The organism is Bradyrhizobium sp. Mp19 (assembly GCF_029952935.1).
In the GTDB taxonomy this organism is placed as follows: Bacteria; Pseudomonadota; Alphaproteobacteria; order Rhizobiales; family Xanthobacteraceae; genus Bradyrhizobium; species Bradyrhizobium elkanii.
Genome location: NZ_JASAUT010000006.1, coordinates 44,819 through 62,907, shown reverse-complemented (window position 1 = coordinate 62,907; position 18,089 = coordinate 44,819). Strand labels below are relative to the sequence as shown.

The 18,089-nt window shown below is 65.7% G+C and carries 16 protein-coding genes; 9 read left to right on the top strand and 7 right to left on the bottom strand.

The annotated features are described in order from the left end of the window. Nucleotides 1–124: 124 nt before the first annotated feature. The 4 genes from QJT82_RS09850 to QJT82_RS09835 form a co-directional block, all read right to left on the bottom strand. Nucleotides 125–3,349, bottom strand: coding sequence for a CusA/CzcA family heavy metal efflux RND transporter (locus QJT82_RS09850; protein WP_028339221.1), 3,225 nt, complete (start codon nucleotides 3,347–3,349; stop codon nucleotides 125–127). Then, nucleotides 3,342–4,562, bottom strand: coding sequence for an efflux RND transporter periplasmic adaptor subunit (locus QJT82_RS09845; protein WP_028339220.1), 1,221 nt, complete (start codon nucleotides 4,560–4,562; stop codon nucleotides 3,342–3,344). Before QJT82_RS09845 ends, QJT82_RS09850 begins: the two co-directional genes overlap by 8 nt. 111 nt (nucleotides 4,563–4,673) lie before the next feature. Further along, a complete protein-coding gene (locus QJT82_RS09840; protein WP_028339219.1) occupies nucleotides 4,674–5,048 on the bottom strand; it encodes a hypothetical protein in 375 nt (124 codons plus the stop codon). 74 nt (nucleotides 5,049–5,122) lie between these two features. Further along, nucleotides 5,123–5,350 (bottom strand): hypothetical protein, encoded by a 228-nt coding sequence (locus QJT82_RS09835; protein ID WP_028339218.1) that lies wholly within the window; start codon nucleotides 5,348–5,350, stop codon nucleotides 5,123–5,125. Between the two features lie 94 nt (nucleotides 5,351–5,444). Between QJT82_RS09835 and QJT82_RS09830 the strand changes: the two genes are divergently transcribed. The 4 genes from QJT82_RS09830 (at nucleotide 5,445) to QJT82_RS09815 (ending at nucleotide 9,698) form a co-directional block, all read left to right on the top strand. Continuing rightward, a complete protein-coding gene (locus QJT82_RS09830; protein ID WP_028339217.1) occupies nucleotides 5,445–5,939 on the top strand; it encodes an ArsI/CadI family heavy metal resistance metalloenzyme in 495 nt (164 codons plus the stop codon). 124 nt (nucleotides 5,940–6,063) lie between these two features. Further along, complete coding sequence (locus QJT82_RS09825) at nucleotides 6,064–8,766, top strand: EAL domain-containing protein (RefSeq protein ID WP_035631052.1); 2,703 nt, start codon at nucleotides 6,064–6,066, stop codon at nucleotides 8,764–8,766. A gap of 81 nt (nucleotides 8,767–8,847) precedes the next feature. Beyond that, on the top strand, nucleotides 8,848–9,297 hold the full coding sequence (locus tag QJT82_RS09820) for a PPC domain-containing DNA-binding protein (protein ID WP_028339215.1): 450 nt from the start codon (nucleotides 8,848–8,850) through the stop codon (nucleotides 9,295–9,297). A 104-nt stretch (nucleotides 9,298–9,401) separates the two neighbouring features. Next, on the top strand, nucleotides 9,402–9,698 hold the full coding sequence (locus QJT82_RS09815) for a septal ring lytic transglycosylase RlpA family protein (RefSeq protein ID WP_028339214.1): 297 nt from the start codon (nucleotides 9,402–9,404) through the stop codon (nucleotides 9,696–9,698). A 19-nt stretch (nucleotides 9,699–9,717) separates the two neighbouring features. Here QJT82_RS09815 and QJT82_RS09810 read toward each other — a convergent pair whose 3' ends face one another. Continuing rightward, nucleotides 9,718–12,186 (bottom strand): PAS domain S-box protein, encoded by a 2,469-nt coding sequence (locus QJT82_RS09810; protein WP_028339213.1) that lies wholly within the window; start codon nucleotides 12,184–12,186, stop codon nucleotides 9,718–9,720. 174 nt (nucleotides 12,187–12,360) lie between these two features. After that, nucleotides 12,361–13,140: a thermonuclease family protein gene (locus tag QJT82_RS09805; RefSeq protein ID WP_028339212.1), complete on the bottom strand. Its 780-nt coding sequence runs from the start codon at nucleotides 13,138–13,140 to the stop codon at nucleotides 12,361–12,363. An 86-nt stretch (nucleotides 13,141–13,226) separates the two neighbouring features. Between QJT82_RS09805 and QJT82_RS09800 the strand changes: the two genes are divergently transcribed. The 5 genes from QJT82_RS09800 to QJT82_RS09780 all read left to right on the top strand — a co-directional run bounded on the left by QJT82_RS09800 (nucleotide 13,227) and on the right by QJT82_RS09780 (nucleotide 17,164). Then, complete coding sequence (locus QJT82_RS09800) at nucleotides 13,227–13,358, top strand: hypothetical protein (protein ID WP_259242716.1); 132 nt, start codon at nucleotides 13,227–13,229, stop codon at nucleotides 13,356–13,358. Nucleotides 13,359–13,481: 123 nt separating this feature from the next. After that, on the top strand, nucleotides 13,482–13,688 hold the full coding sequence (locus tag QJT82_RS09795; protein WP_016840474.1) for a hypothetical protein: 207 nt from the start codon (nucleotides 13,482–13,484) through the stop codon (nucleotides 13,686–13,688). A 191-nt stretch (nucleotides 13,689–13,879) separates the two neighbouring features. Then, nucleotides 13,880–15,895, top strand: coding sequence for an acetyl/propionyl/methylcrotonyl-CoA carboxylase subunit alpha (locus QJT82_RS09790; RefSeq protein WP_028339211.1), 2,016 nt, complete (start codon nucleotides 13,880–13,882; stop codon nucleotides 15,893–15,895). A 106-nt stretch (nucleotides 15,896–16,001) separates the two neighbouring features. Further along, nucleotides 16,002–16,868, top strand: coding sequence for an isocitrate lyase/PEP mutase family protein (locus QJT82_RS09785; RefSeq protein ID WP_028339210.1), 867 nt, complete (start codon nucleotides 16,002–16,004; stop codon nucleotides 16,866–16,868). After that, on the top strand, nucleotides 16,865–17,164 hold the full coding sequence (locus QJT82_RS09780) for an acylphosphatase (protein WP_028339209.1): 300 nt from the start codon (nucleotides 16,865–16,867) through the stop codon (nucleotides 17,162–17,164). The genes QJT82_RS09785 and QJT82_RS09780 overlap by 4 nt, the downstream gene beginning before the upstream one ends. Nucleotides 17,165–17,173: 9 nt before the next feature. Here QJT82_RS09780 and QJT82_RS09775 read toward each other — a convergent pair whose 3' ends face one another. Next, nucleotides 17,174–17,986: a methyltransferase domain-containing protein gene (locus tag QJT82_RS09775; RefSeq protein WP_028339208.1), complete on the bottom strand. Its 813-nt coding sequence runs from the start codon at nucleotides 17,984–17,986 to the stop codon at nucleotides 17,174–17,176. Nucleotides 17,987–18,089: the final 103 nt, after the last annotated feature.

Genomic DNA, 18,089 nt, shown 5'->3' with positions numbered 1-18,089 from the left:
GATGAAGCCCCGCGGCAGCCCGCCGCAGCCCTCGTTTAGTTTTGCCATATGACAGAAATGTTACAGCGCCAGCCGGGCGCTGTAACTGCCCGATTTTTCTTGACGACGGCCGGTCAGCAGGCCGTCATTCCGCAGGCTGAACTGCGGCGCTCTCATTGCGCGCGGCGCTGCCGGCATGCCCGTACCGTGCATAGAGCGCAGGCAGCACGGCAAGCGTGAGCAGGGTCGCGCTGATCAGGCCGCCGATCACGACGGTCGCGAGCGGCTTCTGCACCTCGGCACCGGTGCCGGTGGCAAATGCCATCGGCACGAAGCCGAGCGAGGCCACCAGCGCGGTCATCACCACCGGCCGGAAGCGGGTGAGGGCGCCTTGCTCGATGGCCTCCCGCATCGGCACGCCGCGCTCGCGCAATTGCTTGACGAAGCTCAGCATCACGAGCCCGTTCAGCACGGCAACGCCCGACAGTGCGATGAAGCCGACCGCCGCCGAGATCGAGAACGGCATGCCGCGCAGCCAAAGTGCGGCGATGCCGCCGGTGAGTGCCAGCGGCACCGCGCTGAACACCAGCAGGGCATCGCGGGCCGAGCCCATCGCCGCCAGCAACAGCAGGAAGATCATCGCAAAACAGGCCGGCACCACGACGGCCAGGCGCTGGCGCGCCGCCGCGAGATTTTCCGACTGGCCGCCCCAGGTCATCCAATAGCCCGGCGGAAGCTGCACCGGTTGCGTGACTTTTGCCTGGGCTTCCTCGACCACCGAGCCGAGATCGCGGCCGCGAACATTGGCTGTCACCACGATGCGGCGCTTGCCGTTCTCGCGGCTGATCTGGTTCGGCCCCTCGGTGAAGGAGAACTGGGCGACGCGGTTGAGCGGCAGGCTCTGCACCGGCGAACTCGGCGTCGCCTTCGGCAACGCGACCGGCAAATTGCTCAGCGCCTCCAGATCGGAGCGCACGCTCTCCGGCAATCGCACCACGATGTCGAAGCTGCGATCGCCCTCGTAGACGACGCCGGCATCCTGGCCGCCGACCGCGGCACCGATCACGTCCTGCACGGCCGAGACGCTGAGGCCGCGCCGGGCGATCGCGGCCTTGTCGACCTTGATCTCGAGCACGGGCAGGCCGCCAGCCTGTTCGACCTTGACGTCGGTCGCGCCGCGCACGCGGCGTAGCGCCGAGGCGATCTGGTTGGCGGCTTTCTGCATCGGCCCGAACTCGTCACCGAACACCTTGACCGCGATGTCGCCGCGAACGCCGGCGAGCAGTTCGTTGAAGCGCATCTGGATCGGCTGGGTGAACTCATAGACGTTGCCGGGCAGCCGGCCGACCGCCTTCGAGATGTCCTCGATCAGTTGCTCCTTGGTCAGCGATGGATCCGGCCACTGCTCGCGCGGCTTCAGGATGATGAAGGTGTCGGACGCGTTCGGCGGCATCGGATCGCTCGCCACCTCCGCGGTGCCGGTCTTGGAGAAGACGAACGACACCTGCGGAAAGCGGCTGACGGCCTTCTCGACCGACAGCTGCATCGCCTGCGACTGTGACAGCGCCGTGCTCGGAATCCTGAGCGCGTGCATGGCGATGTTCTTCTCGTCGAGCGAGGGGATGAACTCCTGGCCGAGGCGGAAGAACCCGAACAGGGCGGCCGCGAACAGCACGACCGCTACCGCGATGACCGGGATAGGCGTTGCAACCGCGCGCCGGAGCAGCGGGCTGTAGCAGCGCTTCAGCGCCGCGACGAGCCGGTTTTCCTGCTCCTGCACGCGGCCGGTGATGCCGATCGCGATCAGCGCCGGAACCAGCGTCAGCGACAGCACGAAGGCGGCCGCGAGCGCAAGGATCACGGTCAGCGCCATCGGCTCGAACATCTTGCCTTCGACGCCGGTGAAGGTCAGCAGCGGCACATAGACCAGGAGAATGATGGCCTGGCCATAGAGGCTCGGCTGGACCATTTCCACGGCGGACGCCCGCACCGTTGCCAGCCGTTCGTCGCGCGTCAGCACGCGGCCAAGCGCATGCTGCTTCTCGGCGAGGTGACGCAGACTGTTCTCGGTGATGATCACGGCGCCGTCGACGATCAGGCCGAAATCCAGCGCGCCGAGGCTCATCAGATTGGCGCTGATCCGGCCCTGCCACATGCCGATCGCCGTCATCAGCATCGCGACCGGGATCACCAGCGCCGTGATCAATGCCGCGCGGAAATTGCCGAGCAGCACGAACAGCACGGCGATCACGAGCAGTGCGCCTTCACTGAGGTTGCGCGCCACGGTGCCGATCGTCGCATCGACCAGCTGGGTGCGATCCAGGACCGTCTTGACCTCGATGCCGGCCGGCAAGGACGGCATGATTGTCCGCAGTTTGGCGTCGACCGCGGCCGACACGGTGCGGCTGTTGGCGCCGATCAGCATCAGCGCCGTGCCGACCACGACCTCGCGGCCGTTCTCGCTGGCGCTGCCGGTGCGCGTCTCGCCGCCGATCGAAAGCGTCGCGAGGTCGCGGATCCGGACCGGGACGCCGCCGCGGGTGGTGACAACGACGGCGCCGAGCTCGTCGATGTTCTCGAGCCGGCCGCCGGAGCGCACGACGAAGCCTTCGCCGTTGCGCTCGATGTAGCGCGCACCGCGGCTGACATTGTTGGTCTCGATCGCCTTGGCAACGTCGGCAAAGGTGAGCCCGAGCGCGATCAGCTTCGCCGCATCGGGATGGACTTGATACTGCTTGAGGTATCCGCCGATCGTATCGACGCCGGCGACGCCAGGCACCATCTTGATCTGCGGCTTGATGATCCAGTCCTGTACGGTGCGCAGATAGGCGTCCTTCTCGACCTCGCTCTGCAGCATCTGGCCGTCCGCCGTCAGGAAGCGGCCGTCGCTTTGCAGGCCCGGCGCGCCGTCGGCCTGCACCTTCTGCCCGGAATAATGGACGGTCCACATGTAGATTTCGCCAAGGCCGGTCGAGGTCGGGCCGATCCGCGGCTCGATGCCTTGCGGCAGGCGCGCGCGGACTTCGGTCAGGCGCTCGCCGACCTGCTGGCGGGCGAAATAGATGTCGGTGGCCTCGCTGAACACCGCCGTGATCTGCGAGAAGCCGTTGCGGGAGAGCGAGCGCGTGCTCTCGAGTCCCGGCGCGCCGGCCAGGGCCGTCTCGATCGGGAAGGTGATCTGCTTCTCGATTTCCGCCGGCGACAGCGCCGGGGCCACGGTGTTGATCTGGACCTGCTTGTTGGTGATGTCGGGCACTGCGTCGATCGGCAGCCTGGACAGCGCAAGGCCGCCGAGGAACATCAGGATCGCCGCCAATGTGACGACCACCCAGCGCCGCTGGATCGCAAGACCAATGATGCGCTCAATCATGGTCGTGCTCCGCCTCGTCCTTCTCGAACTCCGCCTTCAGCGTGAAGTTGTTCTGCACCGCGATGGTCTCGCCGGCTGACAGGCCGGCAACGATCTCGATATCGTCGTCGTCCTCGCGGCCGGTGCGCACCGATCTCGCCTCGAAGCCGTCGGCATCGCGCACGAACACGGTCGGCGTTCCCTTGATGGTTTGAAGCGCCTTCTTCGAAACGATCACGGTCGACGGCGCGCCCGACAGCGGGACCTCCGCGGTGACGAAGGTGCCCGGCTTCCAGCGGTGGTCCTTGTTGGGCATGGTCGCGATCACGCGCGCGTTGCGGGTCTCGCGGTCGAGCAGGGGGCTGACGAAGATCACGCCGGCATTGGCTTCATCCTCGGTGCCGATGGCGCGGATTTTCACCGAAACGCCTTCGCGAACCGCGCCGATATCTTCGGGGGAGACCGCGAGGTCGACCCAGATGTCATCGAGATTGACGATGACATAGAGCTCGCTCTCCTGACCCTCGCGCCCGATCAATCCGCCGAGATCGACGCGCCGTTCGGACACCCGGCCGCTGATCGGCGCGCGCAAAAACTGCGTCCGCAGGCTCTCTGGGGGCTGGTTCGGCAGATCGGCAATCTCGCTCTCCGAGAGGCCCAGCGCAAACAGCTTCTGCCGGGCGCCGTCGAGCTTGATCTGGGCATCGTTCGCGGTCAGCCGCGTCCGCAGGAACTCGTTCTCCGACACGATGCGGGTCTCGACCAGCGTCTTCTGCCGCGCGTAGAGGGTCTGCTGCAGATCGTTGGTGAGCCGCGCGGCGAGGTATTCGCTCTTGGCGTCGGCTACCTCGCGGCTTTCGATCGCGGCGACGATCTCGCCCTTCTCGACGACATCGCCGAGGCGCTTGCGCAGCTCCGTGACCGTCGCAAGCACGCGCACCGAGACCCGGCCGATGTGATCCGCATCGGGGATCAGCGATCCCGGCGCGAGGAAATGCCGCTTCAGCATGCCGCCGCTGGCTTGCGCGAACGTGATGCCGGCTTCGCGAACCTGGTCTTCACTCAGCTCGATATGTCCGGGGGCCTCGTGCCGGGCCTCGGTCTTTGTGCCTGTCGTCGCAGTCTCCTGCGTCGCGGCCGGGAACCTGACCGGCCAGCCGATCCATCCGGCCGCCACAACGACCAGTGCAATGCCGGCGGCCACGCCGGCGAAAAATAGAACAACCCGTTTCATATGCGCCTCTCCGCAGCGCAGGCCTATGGCCCTGCGCTGTCGCGACATCGATCTGTGCGGAAGCGTGCGCTGGCTCATGGCAGCAGCGCACGGCCGGTCATGCCGACCGGATCAGGCGCGGGGTGGCTTGAAGGGAGAGAGGCGGTCGGCCGAAGCGGGCAGCTCAGTGCTGCTGTGGCCATAGCTATGCGGCGCATAGGCGATCGGGAACGCGGTCTCCTGCGGAGCCACGGACGCGACGTGCGTCAGGCAATGGTCGCCGTGAGGCGAGGCCGGATGCGCCGGAGCCTTGCCGCCGGCGCTGGCGTCGTTGATCGACTGTGCGATCGAGAAGCCGGCAGCCGCGTCGGCATCGCCGTCGGAGGTCCAGCCGTGGAAGAACGACAGCACCAGCGCGAGCGAAATCAGTCCCGCAAGCAGGCTGCGCCAGCGGCGCGATCCCGTTGCGTGAGGAGAAGACTGAATCATGGTGCGCGAAGCGTCCATGGGGCCTACTTAGCGCCGTGCCCGCGCGCATTCAAGTTCGGGTCCGCGACAGATTGGCCGTGGATACTATAACGTTACGCGCGGTCTGCGGTGCGGCGCATCGACCATCGGCGCGCCGCGACGACCGCCCAGATCGCTTCGACGAGGCCGAACGGCCAGGCGCCCTGCAGGAAACCGTAGGCCGAGCCGAGCGCGCAGGAGACAGCGAAGGCCAGGATGAACCAGGGGCTGCGATCTTCGGCCGCATAGCAGACGAGCATCATGGTCACGGCGAATAACCCGAACAGCGTCAGCGCATCCATTCCGCAGCAGAACTCCTGTTGTAACGCTGTTGATATCTGAGCATGCTTGGGATGGAATAATCATCCAGCGTCGCCGCCCTGAAGGGACTGCACCATGAAGTGCATGCATGTTCACGTCGCCGTCAAGGACATCCCGCAATCGGTCGGCTTCTACTCGGCGCTGTTCGGGGCCGAGCCGACGGTCGTGAAATCCGATTATGCCAAATGGATGCTCGACGATCCCCGCGTCAACTTCGCGATCTCGACCCGCGGCCGCGAACCGGGCCTCGACCATCTCGGCATTCAGGTCGAGAGCGCGGAGGAACTCGGCGAGGTGTATGGACGGCTGCGCAAGGCCGGCGGCGAGGTCATCGAGCAGGGCCAGACGATGTGCTGCTATGCCAAGTCGGAGAAGTCGTGGATCGACGATCCCGCGGGGATCGCGTGGGAGACGTTCCATACGACCGGTGAGAGCATCGTCTATGGCGACGGCACCGGCGAGCGGACCGCGCGTGTCGCGCACGAGAAGCAGGAAGACAAACAGAGCGCGTGTTGTGCTCCACAGCCCCAGGCCGCGCCGCCCGGGGCCTCGGCTTGCTGCAGCTCGTGAGCATGGAGCGGCCGAGGGGCTGGTGGCGCGCGAGTCCACGCTGGCCTTAACCGTCCGATAACTGATTTTCCTAACCACCCCTTGGGTTGTGTTCCCGTACAAGGGCATCCACAGGGGCAGGAAAATGTCGGTTGTCTCAACGAGCAGCGTGCCGGAATACCGGCGGCTGTCGATCAAAGGTGTGTTGCGCGCCAGCAGGATGGGCGCCATCCAGTGGCTCGTCCTGAGTGCCGCGCTGCTGGTGCTCGCCATCACGCTTGGCACCGGCTATCTCGCGTTGCAGTTTCGCGAGCGCGCGCTGGAGATGTCCGAGCGCGAGCTGAACAACACCGCGCTGCTGCTGTCGCGGCATTTCGACCAGCAGCTTACCGACCTCCAGCATGTCCACGACGACATCGTGAATTATCTGCGGGCCGAGCAGGTCGAGACCGCCGATCAGTTCGAAAAGAACATGTCGCTCTTGAGCGCGCACGAGATGCTGCGCACGCGGCTGGCGGCGCTGCCGCATGTCGGCGGGCTCAATCTGTTCAACGCCAAGGGATGGCTGATCAACTCATCCGAGATGTGGCCGGTGCCCGACATCAGCGTTGCGGATCGGCGCTATTTCCAGGAGTTCACCTCGGGACGCCCGACCTCGCCGGTGATCGTCGAGCCCGCAATGAGCAAGGTGAGCGGCAACTGGACCACGATCTTTGCGCGCAAGATCACCGGGCGCAACGGCGAGATCATCGGCTTCGCGAGCCGCGGCGTCGAGCCGAGCCATTTCGAGGATTTCGTGGCCTCGCTGGCGCTGAGCGGCGACACCGTGATTTCGATGATCCACCGCGACGGCACCATCATCGCGCGCTATCCGCAGGATGCCGGCGTGATCGGCCGCAACATCATCAACCTGCCGGTGTTCCAAAAGGTCATCAGCTTTGGCGGCAACACGTCGGGACGGTTCGTTGGCGCTTCGGGCGAGGAGAACGTCGGTGCGGTCAGATCGCTGTCGCATTTTCCGATCCTGATTCTTGCCACCACCAGAACTGCCAGCGCCCTGGAGGACTGGCGCGCCCAGACCAAGCTGCAGTTCTGCGCAGCCGTGCTGGCCGTGCTGATCATCAGCTTCGCGGTCTTCCTGATCGTCCGCCAGCTGCAGCGGCAGCACGATTCGGCAAGCCGCCGGCTGTCCGAGAAGAGCCAGCACCTCGACACCGCCATCAACACCATGACGCAGGGCCTGCTGCTGTTCGATGCCTCGGCGCGGCTCGTGATCTGCAACCAGCAATATATCGACATGTTCGGCCTCTCGCCTGATGTCGCGAGGCCAGGCTGCCATCTGCGCGACCTGATCCTGCATCGCCAGGCGATCGGCTCGTTCGTCGGCGACGTCGATGAGTACTGCGCCCGCTTCACAAACCCGAGGGGCGATGAGGTCCGGGACTCCGTGATCATGACGCCGGACGGTCGGAGCATCCGCCTGATCTACAAGCGTGCGCCCGACGGCGGCTGGGCCACCACGCTCGAGGACGTCACCGATGGGCGGCGTGCGCAGGCGCGGATCGAGTATCTCGCGCATTACGATGCGCTGACCAATCTGCCGAACCGGACGCTGTTCCAGCGCCACGCGGAAGGGCTGCTGCTCGAGGCCGCCACGCGCGAGTTCGCCATCCATTACATCGATATCGACGAGTTCAAGCGGATCAACGACACGCTGGGCCATCTGATCGGCGATGAGTTCCTGCGGCGCGTGGCCGAGAAGCTGCGCCAGTCGGTCGGGTCGAACGACTTCATCGCGCGGCTCGGCGGCGACGAGTTCGCGATCGTCCAGCACGACATCACCTCGGACGACGACGTCAGCGACCTGGTCGCACGCATCTATCAGTCGCTGCGCACGCCGTTCGACTGCCTCGGCCATCATTTGTCGAGCGACGCCAGCATCGGCATTGCGATCGCCCCGCGCCACGGCTCCGACCTGTTTCGCCTGCTCAAATGTGCCGATCTTGCGATGTACGCCGCCAAGGCGGCGGGCCGCAGGACCCATCGCTTCTTCGATCCGGCGATGGAGGCGCAAGCCAATCTGCGCAGCGCGCTGGAGGCCGATTTACGCACCGCGCTGGCCGAGGGCGGCTTCGAGCTGCACTACCAGCCGCTGGTCGACTTGCGCAGCGACGAGGTGACCGGCTGCGAAGCGTTGCTGCGCTGGCGGCATCCCGTGCGCGGCATGATCTCGCCGGCGGAGTTCATACCGGTTGCCGAGGAGACCGGGCTGATCGAGGAGATCGGGCAGTGGGTGCTGCGCACCGCCTGCATCGAGGCGGCAGCCTGGCCGGCGCATGTGCGCGTCGCGGTCAACGTCTCGCCGATCCAGTTCAAGTCGGAGACGCTGGCGCTGAAGGTTGCGCATGCGCTTGCCGAGAGCGGGCTCGATCCGCGCCGGCTCGAGCTCGAGATCACCGAGGCGGTGCTGATCGCCGACGACGATGCGGCGCTGGTCACGCTCGGCCAGCTCCGCGCGCTCGGTGTCCACATCGCGCTCGACGATTTCGGCACCGGATACTCGTCGCTGCAATACCTGCAGCGCTTCCCGTTCGACAAGATCAAGATCGACCGCAGCTTCGTCAAGGAAGTGACCCGCAACAGCGGCTCGGCCTCGATCATCCGCGCCGTGGTTTCGATCGCAGCCGACCGCAACATGATCACCACAGCCGAGGGCGTCGAGACCGACCAGCAGCGCGACACCGTGCAGATGCTCGGCTGCACGCAGATGCAGGGCTACCTGTTCAGCAGGCCGGTTCCTGCGCGGGACCTGCGGACGCTGCTCGCGGCCGATAGCGTCGCCGCCTGAGCGGCTGCCGATCCGGTCCGTCAGGAACAATCGTCGCCGTCTCCGATTGGGAGTGGAAGCTCTTGAGAGGCGAGGCATTCGATGAAAAGCAAGCTCGTGTCCGATGCGCCCAGCGCGCAGGTTCACGTCGTCGTGCTCGATAGCGGCGAGGAAGCGTTCGGCGCGCTGACAAAGTTCGCCAATGATGCGAAGGTGACGGCGGCATCGCTCACCGCGATCGGCGCGTTCGAGCGGGCCACGGTCGGCTGGTTCGATTTCGCATCCAAGAGCTATCGGAAGATCGAGATCGACGAACAGTGCGAGGTGCTGTGCGCGCTCGGCGACATCGCGACCGGCGACGACGGCAAGGCCAGCCTGCACATGCATATCGTGCTCGGACTGTCGGACGGATCGACCCGCGGCGGTCATCTGCTTGCCGGCATCGTCCGCCCGACGCTGGAGGTTGTGGTCACGGAAGCTCCCGCCAGGCTTCGCCGGCGGAAGCGGCCCGAGCTCGGCATCGCCCTGATCGATCCCGCAGCGACCGCCTGACGCTTTCCGTCGAAAAGTTCCTAAAATCGACCTGCCGACGCCGGGGCGCGGAACCGAAGCCGTGGAACCGCGTTCCTTTGCGGGGCTCGACCGGCAGGCGATCGATGAAAACCGCAGCAACGTCCGCGGCAATGCTGCTGTTTGCCTCGTGCATGGCAAACGCAGAGAGTGGCCTTGCGTCCTATTATCGTGGCATCGGCAAGAGTAGCGAGATGACCTGCGCGCATCGCAAGCGACCATTCGGCAGCATGATCACCGTCTCCTATCTGGGAAAATCGATCCGGTGCCGCGTCAATGACCGCGGTCCGTTCGTTCGTGGGCGGATCATCGATGTGTCGACCGCGGCGGCCCGTGCGCTCGGCATCCTTCAACTCGGCGTCGCGCATGTCGTGATCCAGTAGGGCGCGGGCGGCGGCGGGATCAGGGCTTGGAAGCGGTCGCCCGCTGTTCGGCGATCGCCTTGCGGAGCGTCCGTGACAGTGCCTCGACCGAATAGGGCTTCTGGATCAGCTCGAAGCCGCTGTGCGCATTCTCGGCGAGCACGTTGCTGTAGCCGCTGGTCAGCACCACGGGCAGGCCGGGAAAGCGATCGCGGATGATTCCGGCGAGCTCGACGCCGTTCATGCCCGGCATGATCACGTCGGAGAACACGAGGTCGGCGGCGAACTCGTTCTCCGAGAGGATCGAGAGCGCGGCATTGGCATTGGCCGCGCGCTTGACCGAATAGCCGAGATCCTCGAGCAGCTCGGTGGAGAACTGGCCGACATCGTCGTTGTCCTCCACCACGAGGACGCGATAGCCGCGGCCGATCGAAGCCTGCTCGGTGCCGGCGCTGGCAGCGACCTTGGCGTCCGCCGGGCGCATCGCGTGCGGCAGATAGATGGTGAAGGTCGCACCGTGCCCGGGCGTAGAGGTGACCTCGATGTCGCCGTCGGATTGCTTGACGAAGCCGAAGGCCTGGCTCAATCCGAGACCCGTTCCCTTGCCGACCTCCTTGGTCGTGAAGAACGGTTCGAAGATCGCGTCGAGATTTTCCGGCGAGATTCCGGTGCCGGTGTCCTGGATCGAGACCGTGACGAAATCGCCGCTGCGCGAGGCCTGGGCGCGCAGGGCAGGGATATTCTTCACCTTCCGGACGCCGATCGTCAGCTGACCTTCGCCGCTCATGGCATCGCGGGCGTTGACCGCGAGATTGAGCAGTGCGGTCTCGAACTGGCCGATGTCGGCGATCGCAAAGCAATCCGGATCCTCGATCCTGACCTCGATGTGAATCCGCGCGCCGACCAGCGGCCGGATCAGCTGCGTCACGCTGTCGACCTGCGTCCCGACATTGAACACTTCCGGATTGAGCGGTTGCCTGCGCGCAAATGCCAATAGTTGCGCGGTGAGCTTGGAGGCCCGCTCCACGGTCTCGGAGATCGCGTCGATATAACGGCGGCGCCGGTCATCCGGCAGCTCGCGGCGGCGCAGGAAGTCGGTCGCGGAGCGAATGATAGTGAGCAGATTGTTGAAATCATGCGCGACGCCGCCGGTGAGCTGGCCCACCGCTTCCATCTTCTGCGATTGCCGCAGGGCCTCCTCGCCGCGGCGCCGTTCGGTGATGTCGACGGCCTCCGGCACGGCGCCGACGATGGTGCCGTGCTGGTCCTGCAGCGGCCGCATCGCGAAATCGAAATAGCGTTCGCCGATCGGCAGGCGCAGCTGCATCTCGATCTTGACTTCCTCGCCGCGCATCACGGTCGCAAAGGCATTCTGGATCACGCGCGGCATGCCCTCGGTCGCGGCGAACCACGGCGTGTCCCAGAACGGCTTGCCGACGACGTCGGCGGCATCGGTACAGATGCCGGCCAGCGCCGTCTGGTTGGTGTAGAGCAGGCCGCCATCGCGGTTGAGCAGCATCTGGTATTGATGGCTGGTTTCCAGGATCGCGCGCGTCTGCGCTTCGCGGGATTCGAGCTGCGCGGTGCGCTCCAGGATGCGTCGCTCCAGCGACTCGTTGAGCTTGCGAAGCTCGATCTCGGCTTCCTTGGCCGCCGTGATATCGTGGGCGACGCCGATGAAGCCGATATGCTTGCCGTTCGGGTCCCAGCGCGGCTGCGATTCCGAGCGCAGCCAGCGCCAATCGCCCGCGGCATTCCGATAGCGGGCCTCGAGCACGAATGGCTTCAGCGACAGCTCGCCGGTGATCTGCTCCTGCAAAATTTGCGGCAGGTCATCCGGATGCAGCGCCTTGCGCCAGTCGAACACAATCGCTTCCTCGAACGGCAGTCCAAGGAAGTCGAGATAGGCCTGGTTGGCAAAGGAGCGGGTGCGGTCGAGCTTGGTCACCCAGATCGGCACCGGCGCGCTGTCGGCGATCAGGCGGAAGCGCTCCTCGCTCTCCCGCAGGGTCTCCTGCGCCAGCATCTGATCGGTGACGTCGAGATCCGCGCCGACCAGCCGCAGCGCACGGCCGCTGCGGTCGCGCTCGATCTTGGCGACGACGCGGATCCAGCGGCTCTCACCGTCGTTCGGGCGGACGATGCGGTATTCGGCCGTGTAGTCTTCGCCGCCGGCCTTGAGCACACCGAACAGGTGCCGGATCGTGCGCTCGCGATCCTCGGGGTGGATGCGCGCGACCCAGTTCTCATAGGTCTCGTTGATCTCGTCGGGCGGCAGCCCATGCACCAGGAGATATTCGGGAGAGCGGCGGTTGCGCACGCCGTCGCGGAAATCGATCTCGAGTCCGCCGACCCGCGCGATGCGCTGGATCCGCGCCAGCTCCGCCTCGCGCTCCTGGAGCTCGCGATGGGCGCGATCGCGTTCGCGCGCGATCTCCTCAAGATGCTGCCGCAGCCGTTCGGCTGCCGCAGCTTCGGGAAGCACATCAGCGGGATCGGATGGGGTCATACGCGCCGGCAACCTCTCGGTGCAGTTTCACACAGGACGCGGCGGCTTTGCCAGCTTGATTTATGGCGATCGTTAGGCTGAGTCATTCCGGGGCGATGCGAAGCGTCGAACCCGGAATCTCGAGATTCCGGGTTCGCTTCGCGCCCCGGAATGACGATGCAATCCACGAGCCCTTCACTTGGCTTTGGGCGGGCGGCAATTATAGGCCCGGCGGAACCCGGCCGCCTGTGCATCCTCCTCGGAGCAGAACCAGCGATCCGGATTGCCGAGGCCCGGGTAACTGCGGCACACCTGCAGGTGGTAGATGCCGACATTGCCGGTGACGCGGGCGCGCACGGCGTACTTGCCCTTGATGTTGCAGCTTGCCGGCATCGGCAGGTCGTCGGGGAAGAGCGCGTTGCGGATCTGCTGGTCGCGGTCGGCGGGGCAGGCGTTGCCGAGCAGGGCGCCGTCCTTCCTGGCCGTACGAAAATCGCGCGGCGCCACGAAGCAGCCCTTCCAGAGCCCGGCACGATTGTCCTTGGCGGTGGCTTCATCCGGCTTGAATCGGCCAGTGGCCGAGTTTTCGACATTGAGAGCATAGCCTTTCTGGACCAGCACCTGGCTGAGGCTGGTCGGGTCGCCCTCGATCTTGCAGACGCCGAGGCGGCGTTTCCTGAAGGTCGGATCGACGCCGATATCGTCGCAGTGAATCTGCTTGCCGCCGATCAGCCTGCTCAGCTGGTCGCGCGCCTCGATCCCGCAGGTCCAGACGTCGGCGTGCTCGTCGATGCAGAGCTGATCGACCGCCGGCGCGTCGATGCCGTCGAGCCGATAGGTTGTGCTGCCGAGCTGAACGGTGCCGGCGTCCTTGATGATCGCTGACGCCGCCGGGCCGGCGGTCGCGGGCAGGCCAGGGATCGCAGACAGGCAAGTCAGGAGAAGCGTCGTGGCGACCGGATTTCGAAACCGCATTTTCTCAACTTCAGATCTTTGGCGGGCAGCCGAACTTCTAGCACAAGCCGGTACGATCCAACCAAGGACCGTTCGCGAATGGGGACGTGCGCACCGTCACGTCCCGATCGGCATTCCGCGACGTAGAACGGCCGGACATTGCCATCGAAGGGATGCGCATAGCCGAGTTCATCATCAACGTCCTCGCTGAAATCGTCACCGACATCTGGACTCTGTAATGCCTCGCACGCTGGCGGCGGAAGAGAAAGGCGGCCCAGAAGAACCGCGTCCGATCAAAGATCCGATTGACTTGATGAGAACAAAATAGGAACATGATGCGCCAACTGAATCCCGGATACCCCATGATGTCTGCACGGCCCGAATCTGACGACGATGACGGGCTGGAAGCCGCTGTCGATCAGGCCATTTCCGCCTGCGGCGGCAATCTGCGCGCCACCATCCGGGCGCTGATCGTGGCCAATGAATTCCTGGAGAACGAGGTCAGCGAACTGATGAAAGCCGTCGCGAAGGCGCATTCGCGTGGCCGCTTCAAGACCTATTCGGGCTGAAATACCCCTCAGGCTACCGCCGAGGATTTGGCCGAGGATTTGGCCAAGCATCGGGCAAGGCGTGCATTAGACCGTTGCCTCCGGGGCAATTTGCTGTACCACGGAGTGGTTACGCCCAATCGCCCGTGCCAGATTGCGCGGGGAGGAATCCTGCCAAAGCCCAAGTCCTAAGAAGCCCAAGCAAGAAGAGCATGTTCAAGAAAATCCTGATCGCCAACCGCGGCGAGATCGCCTGCCGGGTCATCAAGACTGCGCGCCGTATGGGGATTGAGACGGTCGCCGTCTATTCCGAGGCCGACCGCGATGCGCTGCATGTCGAGATGGCCGATGAGGCCGTGTTGATCGGACCGCCGGCCGCGGCCGAGAGCTATCTTCTGATCGACAAGATCGTCGAGGCCTGCCGCAAGACCGGCGCGCAGGCGGTGCATCCCGGCTACGGCTTCCTGTCCGAGCGCGAGGCGTTTCCGCGCGCGCTGGAAGCCGCCGGCATCGTCTTCATCGGCCCGAACCCCGGCGCCATCGCCGCGATGGGCGACAAGATCGAATCCAAGAAGGCCGCTGCGAAGGCCAAGGTCTCGACCGTGCCGGGTCATCTCGGCGTCATCGAGGACGACAAGCACGCCGTCCAGATCGCCGACGAGATCGGCTATCCCGTGATGATCAAGGCCTCCGCCGGCGGCGGCGGCAAGGGCATGCGCATCGCGCATTCGAAGGCGGAGGTCGCCGAAGGCTTCAACCTCGCCAAGGCCGAGGCGAAGTCGTCGTTCGGCGACGACCGCGTCTTCATCGAGAAGTTCATCGTCGATCCCCGGCACATCGAGATCCAGGTGCTCGGCGACAAGCATGGCAACGTGATCTATCTCGGCGAGCGCGAGTGCTCGATCCAGCGCCGCAACCAGAAGGTCATCGAGGAGGCGCCGTCGCCGCTGCTTGACGAGACCACCCGCCGCAAGATGGGCGAGCAGGCGGTCGCGCTGGCCAAGGCGGTGAACTACGATTCGGCCGGCACCGTGGAATTCGTCGCCGGCCAGGACAAGAGCTTCTACTTCCTGGAGATGAACACCCGCCTGCAGGTCGAGCATCCCGTCACCGAGCTGATCACCGGTATCGATCTCGTCGAGCAGATGATCCGCGTCGCGGCCGGCGAGAAGCTCGCGATCGCGCAGAAGGACGTGACGCTGACCGGCTGGGCGGTGGAATCCCGCGTCTATGCCGAGGATCCGTTCCGCAACTTCCTGCCGTCGATCGGCCGCCTGGTGAAATACCGTCCGCCGGCCGAGGCCAGCCATGACGGCATCACGATCCGCAACGACACCGGCGTGCAGGAGGGCGGCGAGATTTCGATCCATTACGATCCGATGATCGCCAAGCTCGTCACCCACGCCCCGTCGCGCGCCGCGGCGATCGAGGCGCAGGCGACCGCGCTCGACGCCTTCTATGTCGACGGCATCCGGCACAACATTCCGTTCCTGTCGGCCTTGATGAACCATCCGCGCTGGCGCGAGGGCCGGCTGTCGACCGGCTTCATCGCGGAAGAGTTCCCCAAGGGGTTTTCGGCGCGCGCGCCCGAGGGCGAGATCGCGCGGCGGCTGGCCGCGGTCGGTGCCGCCATCGACCACGTGCTGGGCGAGCGCAAGCGGCAGATCTCCGGCCAGATGGGCGGCCGCGTGGTGCTGCGCGAGCGCCGCCGCGCGGTGTGGCTCGACCGCGCCGAGATTGCGCTCGACGTCGCGCGCGAGGATGACGCGATTGCAGTGCGCTTCATCGGCGCCGACGGGCTGCCCGGCAATCCGCACAATCTGGTGTCGGGCTGGGTGCCGGGCGAGCCGGTCTGGCAGGGCACCGTCGACGGCAATTTTGTCGCCGTGCAGGTGCGGGCGATCAACAACGGCTTCCGCCTCGCGCATCAGGGCTTTGAGGTCCCGGTCTATGTCTTCACCGAGACCGAGGCGACCTCGGCCCGGCTGATGCCGGTGGTCTCGGCCGCCGACACCGGCAAGAAGTTGCTGTGCCCGATGCCCGGTCTCGTGGTGTCGATCGCGGTGACCGAGGGGCAGGAGGTCAAGGCCGGCGAGACCCTGGCGGTGGTCGAAGCCATGAAGATGCAGAACGTGCTGCGCGCCGAGCGTGACGGCACGGTCAAGAAGATCCACGCCGCCGCCGGCGCTACGCTTGCGGTCGACGCGCTGATCCTGGAGTTCGCTTAGCACCGTCATTGCGAGCGCCAGCGAAGCAATCCATCTAGCCTCATATGATGAGAGATGGATTGCTTCGTCGCTTCGCTCCTCGCAATGACGTGGATGGAGACACATCATGGCCTTCCGCAAACGCCGCGAAGCACTGCGATCGATTCTCAACGGATCAACCTGCATCCGCCCGGGCTCGGTCTATGATGCGACCTCGATCCGGATTGCTGACGATCTCGGCTTCGAGCTCGGCATGTTCGGCGGCTCGGTGGCCTCGCTCGCCGTGCTCGGCGATCCCGATATTGCGCTGATCACGCTGACCGAATTCGCCGAGCAGATACGCCGCATGTCGCGTGCGTCGACGCTGCCGGTGCTCGTCGATGCCGACCACGGTTACGGCAACGCGCTCAATGTCCGTCGCACGGTTCAGGAGGTGGAGGCCGCCGGCGCGGCCGGCCTTACCATCGAGGACACGCTGCTGCCGCAAGCGTTCGGCGAGGCCAAGACCCAGCTGATCTCGCTGGAAGAGGGGGTCGGCAAGATGAAGGCCGCGCTTGACGGCCGCAGCGATCCATCGCTCGTCATCCTGGGCCGGACCGGTGCCGTCTCGATCACTGATCTCGACGATGCGATCGCTCGCGCCAGGGCCTATGAGGCGGTCGGCGTCGATGGCTTGTTCTTCACCGGCATCAAATCGCGCGGCGAGTTGGAGGCGCTCTCGGCCGCGACGACGCTGCCGATCGTGCTCGGCGGCGCGCCGGAGGAGATGACCGCGCTCGACTATCTGGCAAGCCGGCGCGTCAGGATCGCGCTGCAGGGCCACGCGCCATTCGCGGCCGCGACCCTGGCCGTCTACGAGACGCTGAAGGCGCTGCGCGAAGGCACCTCGCCGAAGAACCTGAAGGGCATCGCTTCGTCCGAACTGACCGGTCGCGTCATGCGCGAGGCGGAGACCAAGGCGCGCAGCGGCGAGTTCCTCGGTCTGAAGAAATGAGCGGCGTGATCCGCCACGTCACCATTAGCGGTCACGTCCAGGGCGTCGGATATCGCGCCTGGGTCGACGAGCAGGCAAACGCACGCGGCCTCGAAGGTTGGGTCCGCAATCGCCGCGACGGCAGCGTCGAGGCGGTGTTTGCCGGCCCCGACGACGGCGTCACTGACATGATTGCGGCATGCAACCGCGGTCCGTTCTCGGCGCGCGTCGCTGCCGTGCACGCCGCATCAGGCAACTCCGATCTTTTGAACCAGCGCCGGGCAGGGGAGCGGTTCTCGGTCCTGCCGACGGTCTGAAGCGCGTCGTTACGCGACCGCCGAGATCACCAGCGCCTGAATCCGGCCTTCGATCGCGCCGCTGCCGAAGCGGCGCGCGAGCGCCGATGCGGCGTGCTCGGTCGCAGCCTCAAGGCCGATACCGCCGCGCGCCTCGATCTCGCCGCGGAGCGGTGATCCCTGGCAAAAGCCGATCGCAGGATCATGCGGCGCATTCGCCCGGCTTTGCAGCCGGACGTCGTCGATCTCGATCTTGCTGAAGCCCGCGGCTGCAAGGTCGGCCCGGATCGGATCGGCCGCGTAGTGGCCATAAGGCGTGCGCGCCAGGAAGCGCGGCGGATCGGCCGGAAAGACCTCCGCCAATGCCTGGGTCACCACGTCGGCGAACTCGTTGTCTTCGATGCGACCCCATATGCTGAACAGGAAACGGCCGCCCGGCTTCAGCACACGGCGAGCCTCCGAATAACCCTTGGGCTTGTCGGGGAAGAACATCGCGCCGAATTGGCAGGCGACGACGTCGAAGCTCGCATTGTCGAACGGCAGGTTCAGTGCATCGGCCTGCCGCCAGGTGATTGCGGTCCCGCTCGGCATCTGTGACTTCGCTCGTTCGAGCATCGGTTCATTCAGGTCGGTCGCCACGATCCTGGTGTCGCGCCCGAGCGCGGACGACAGCGCGCGGGTGACGGCGCCGGTGCCGGTTGCCGTCTCAAGCAGGTCGCGCGGACCAAGAGCCTTGACGCGTTGCGCCAGATCGCGTGCGTAGGGTTCGAAAATCATCGGCACGAGGAACCGGTCGTAAAGCTCTGGAATGGACCCAACGAACTCCTTGTCGGACGCTGGCATGCGCAATCTCCATTGCGGCCGTGACGCGGGCGACCCGGTGCACGGCCCAAAAATCATCCACCCGGATCAGCTTGGACGAAGAGCTCGGGGCCACAAAGGAAAA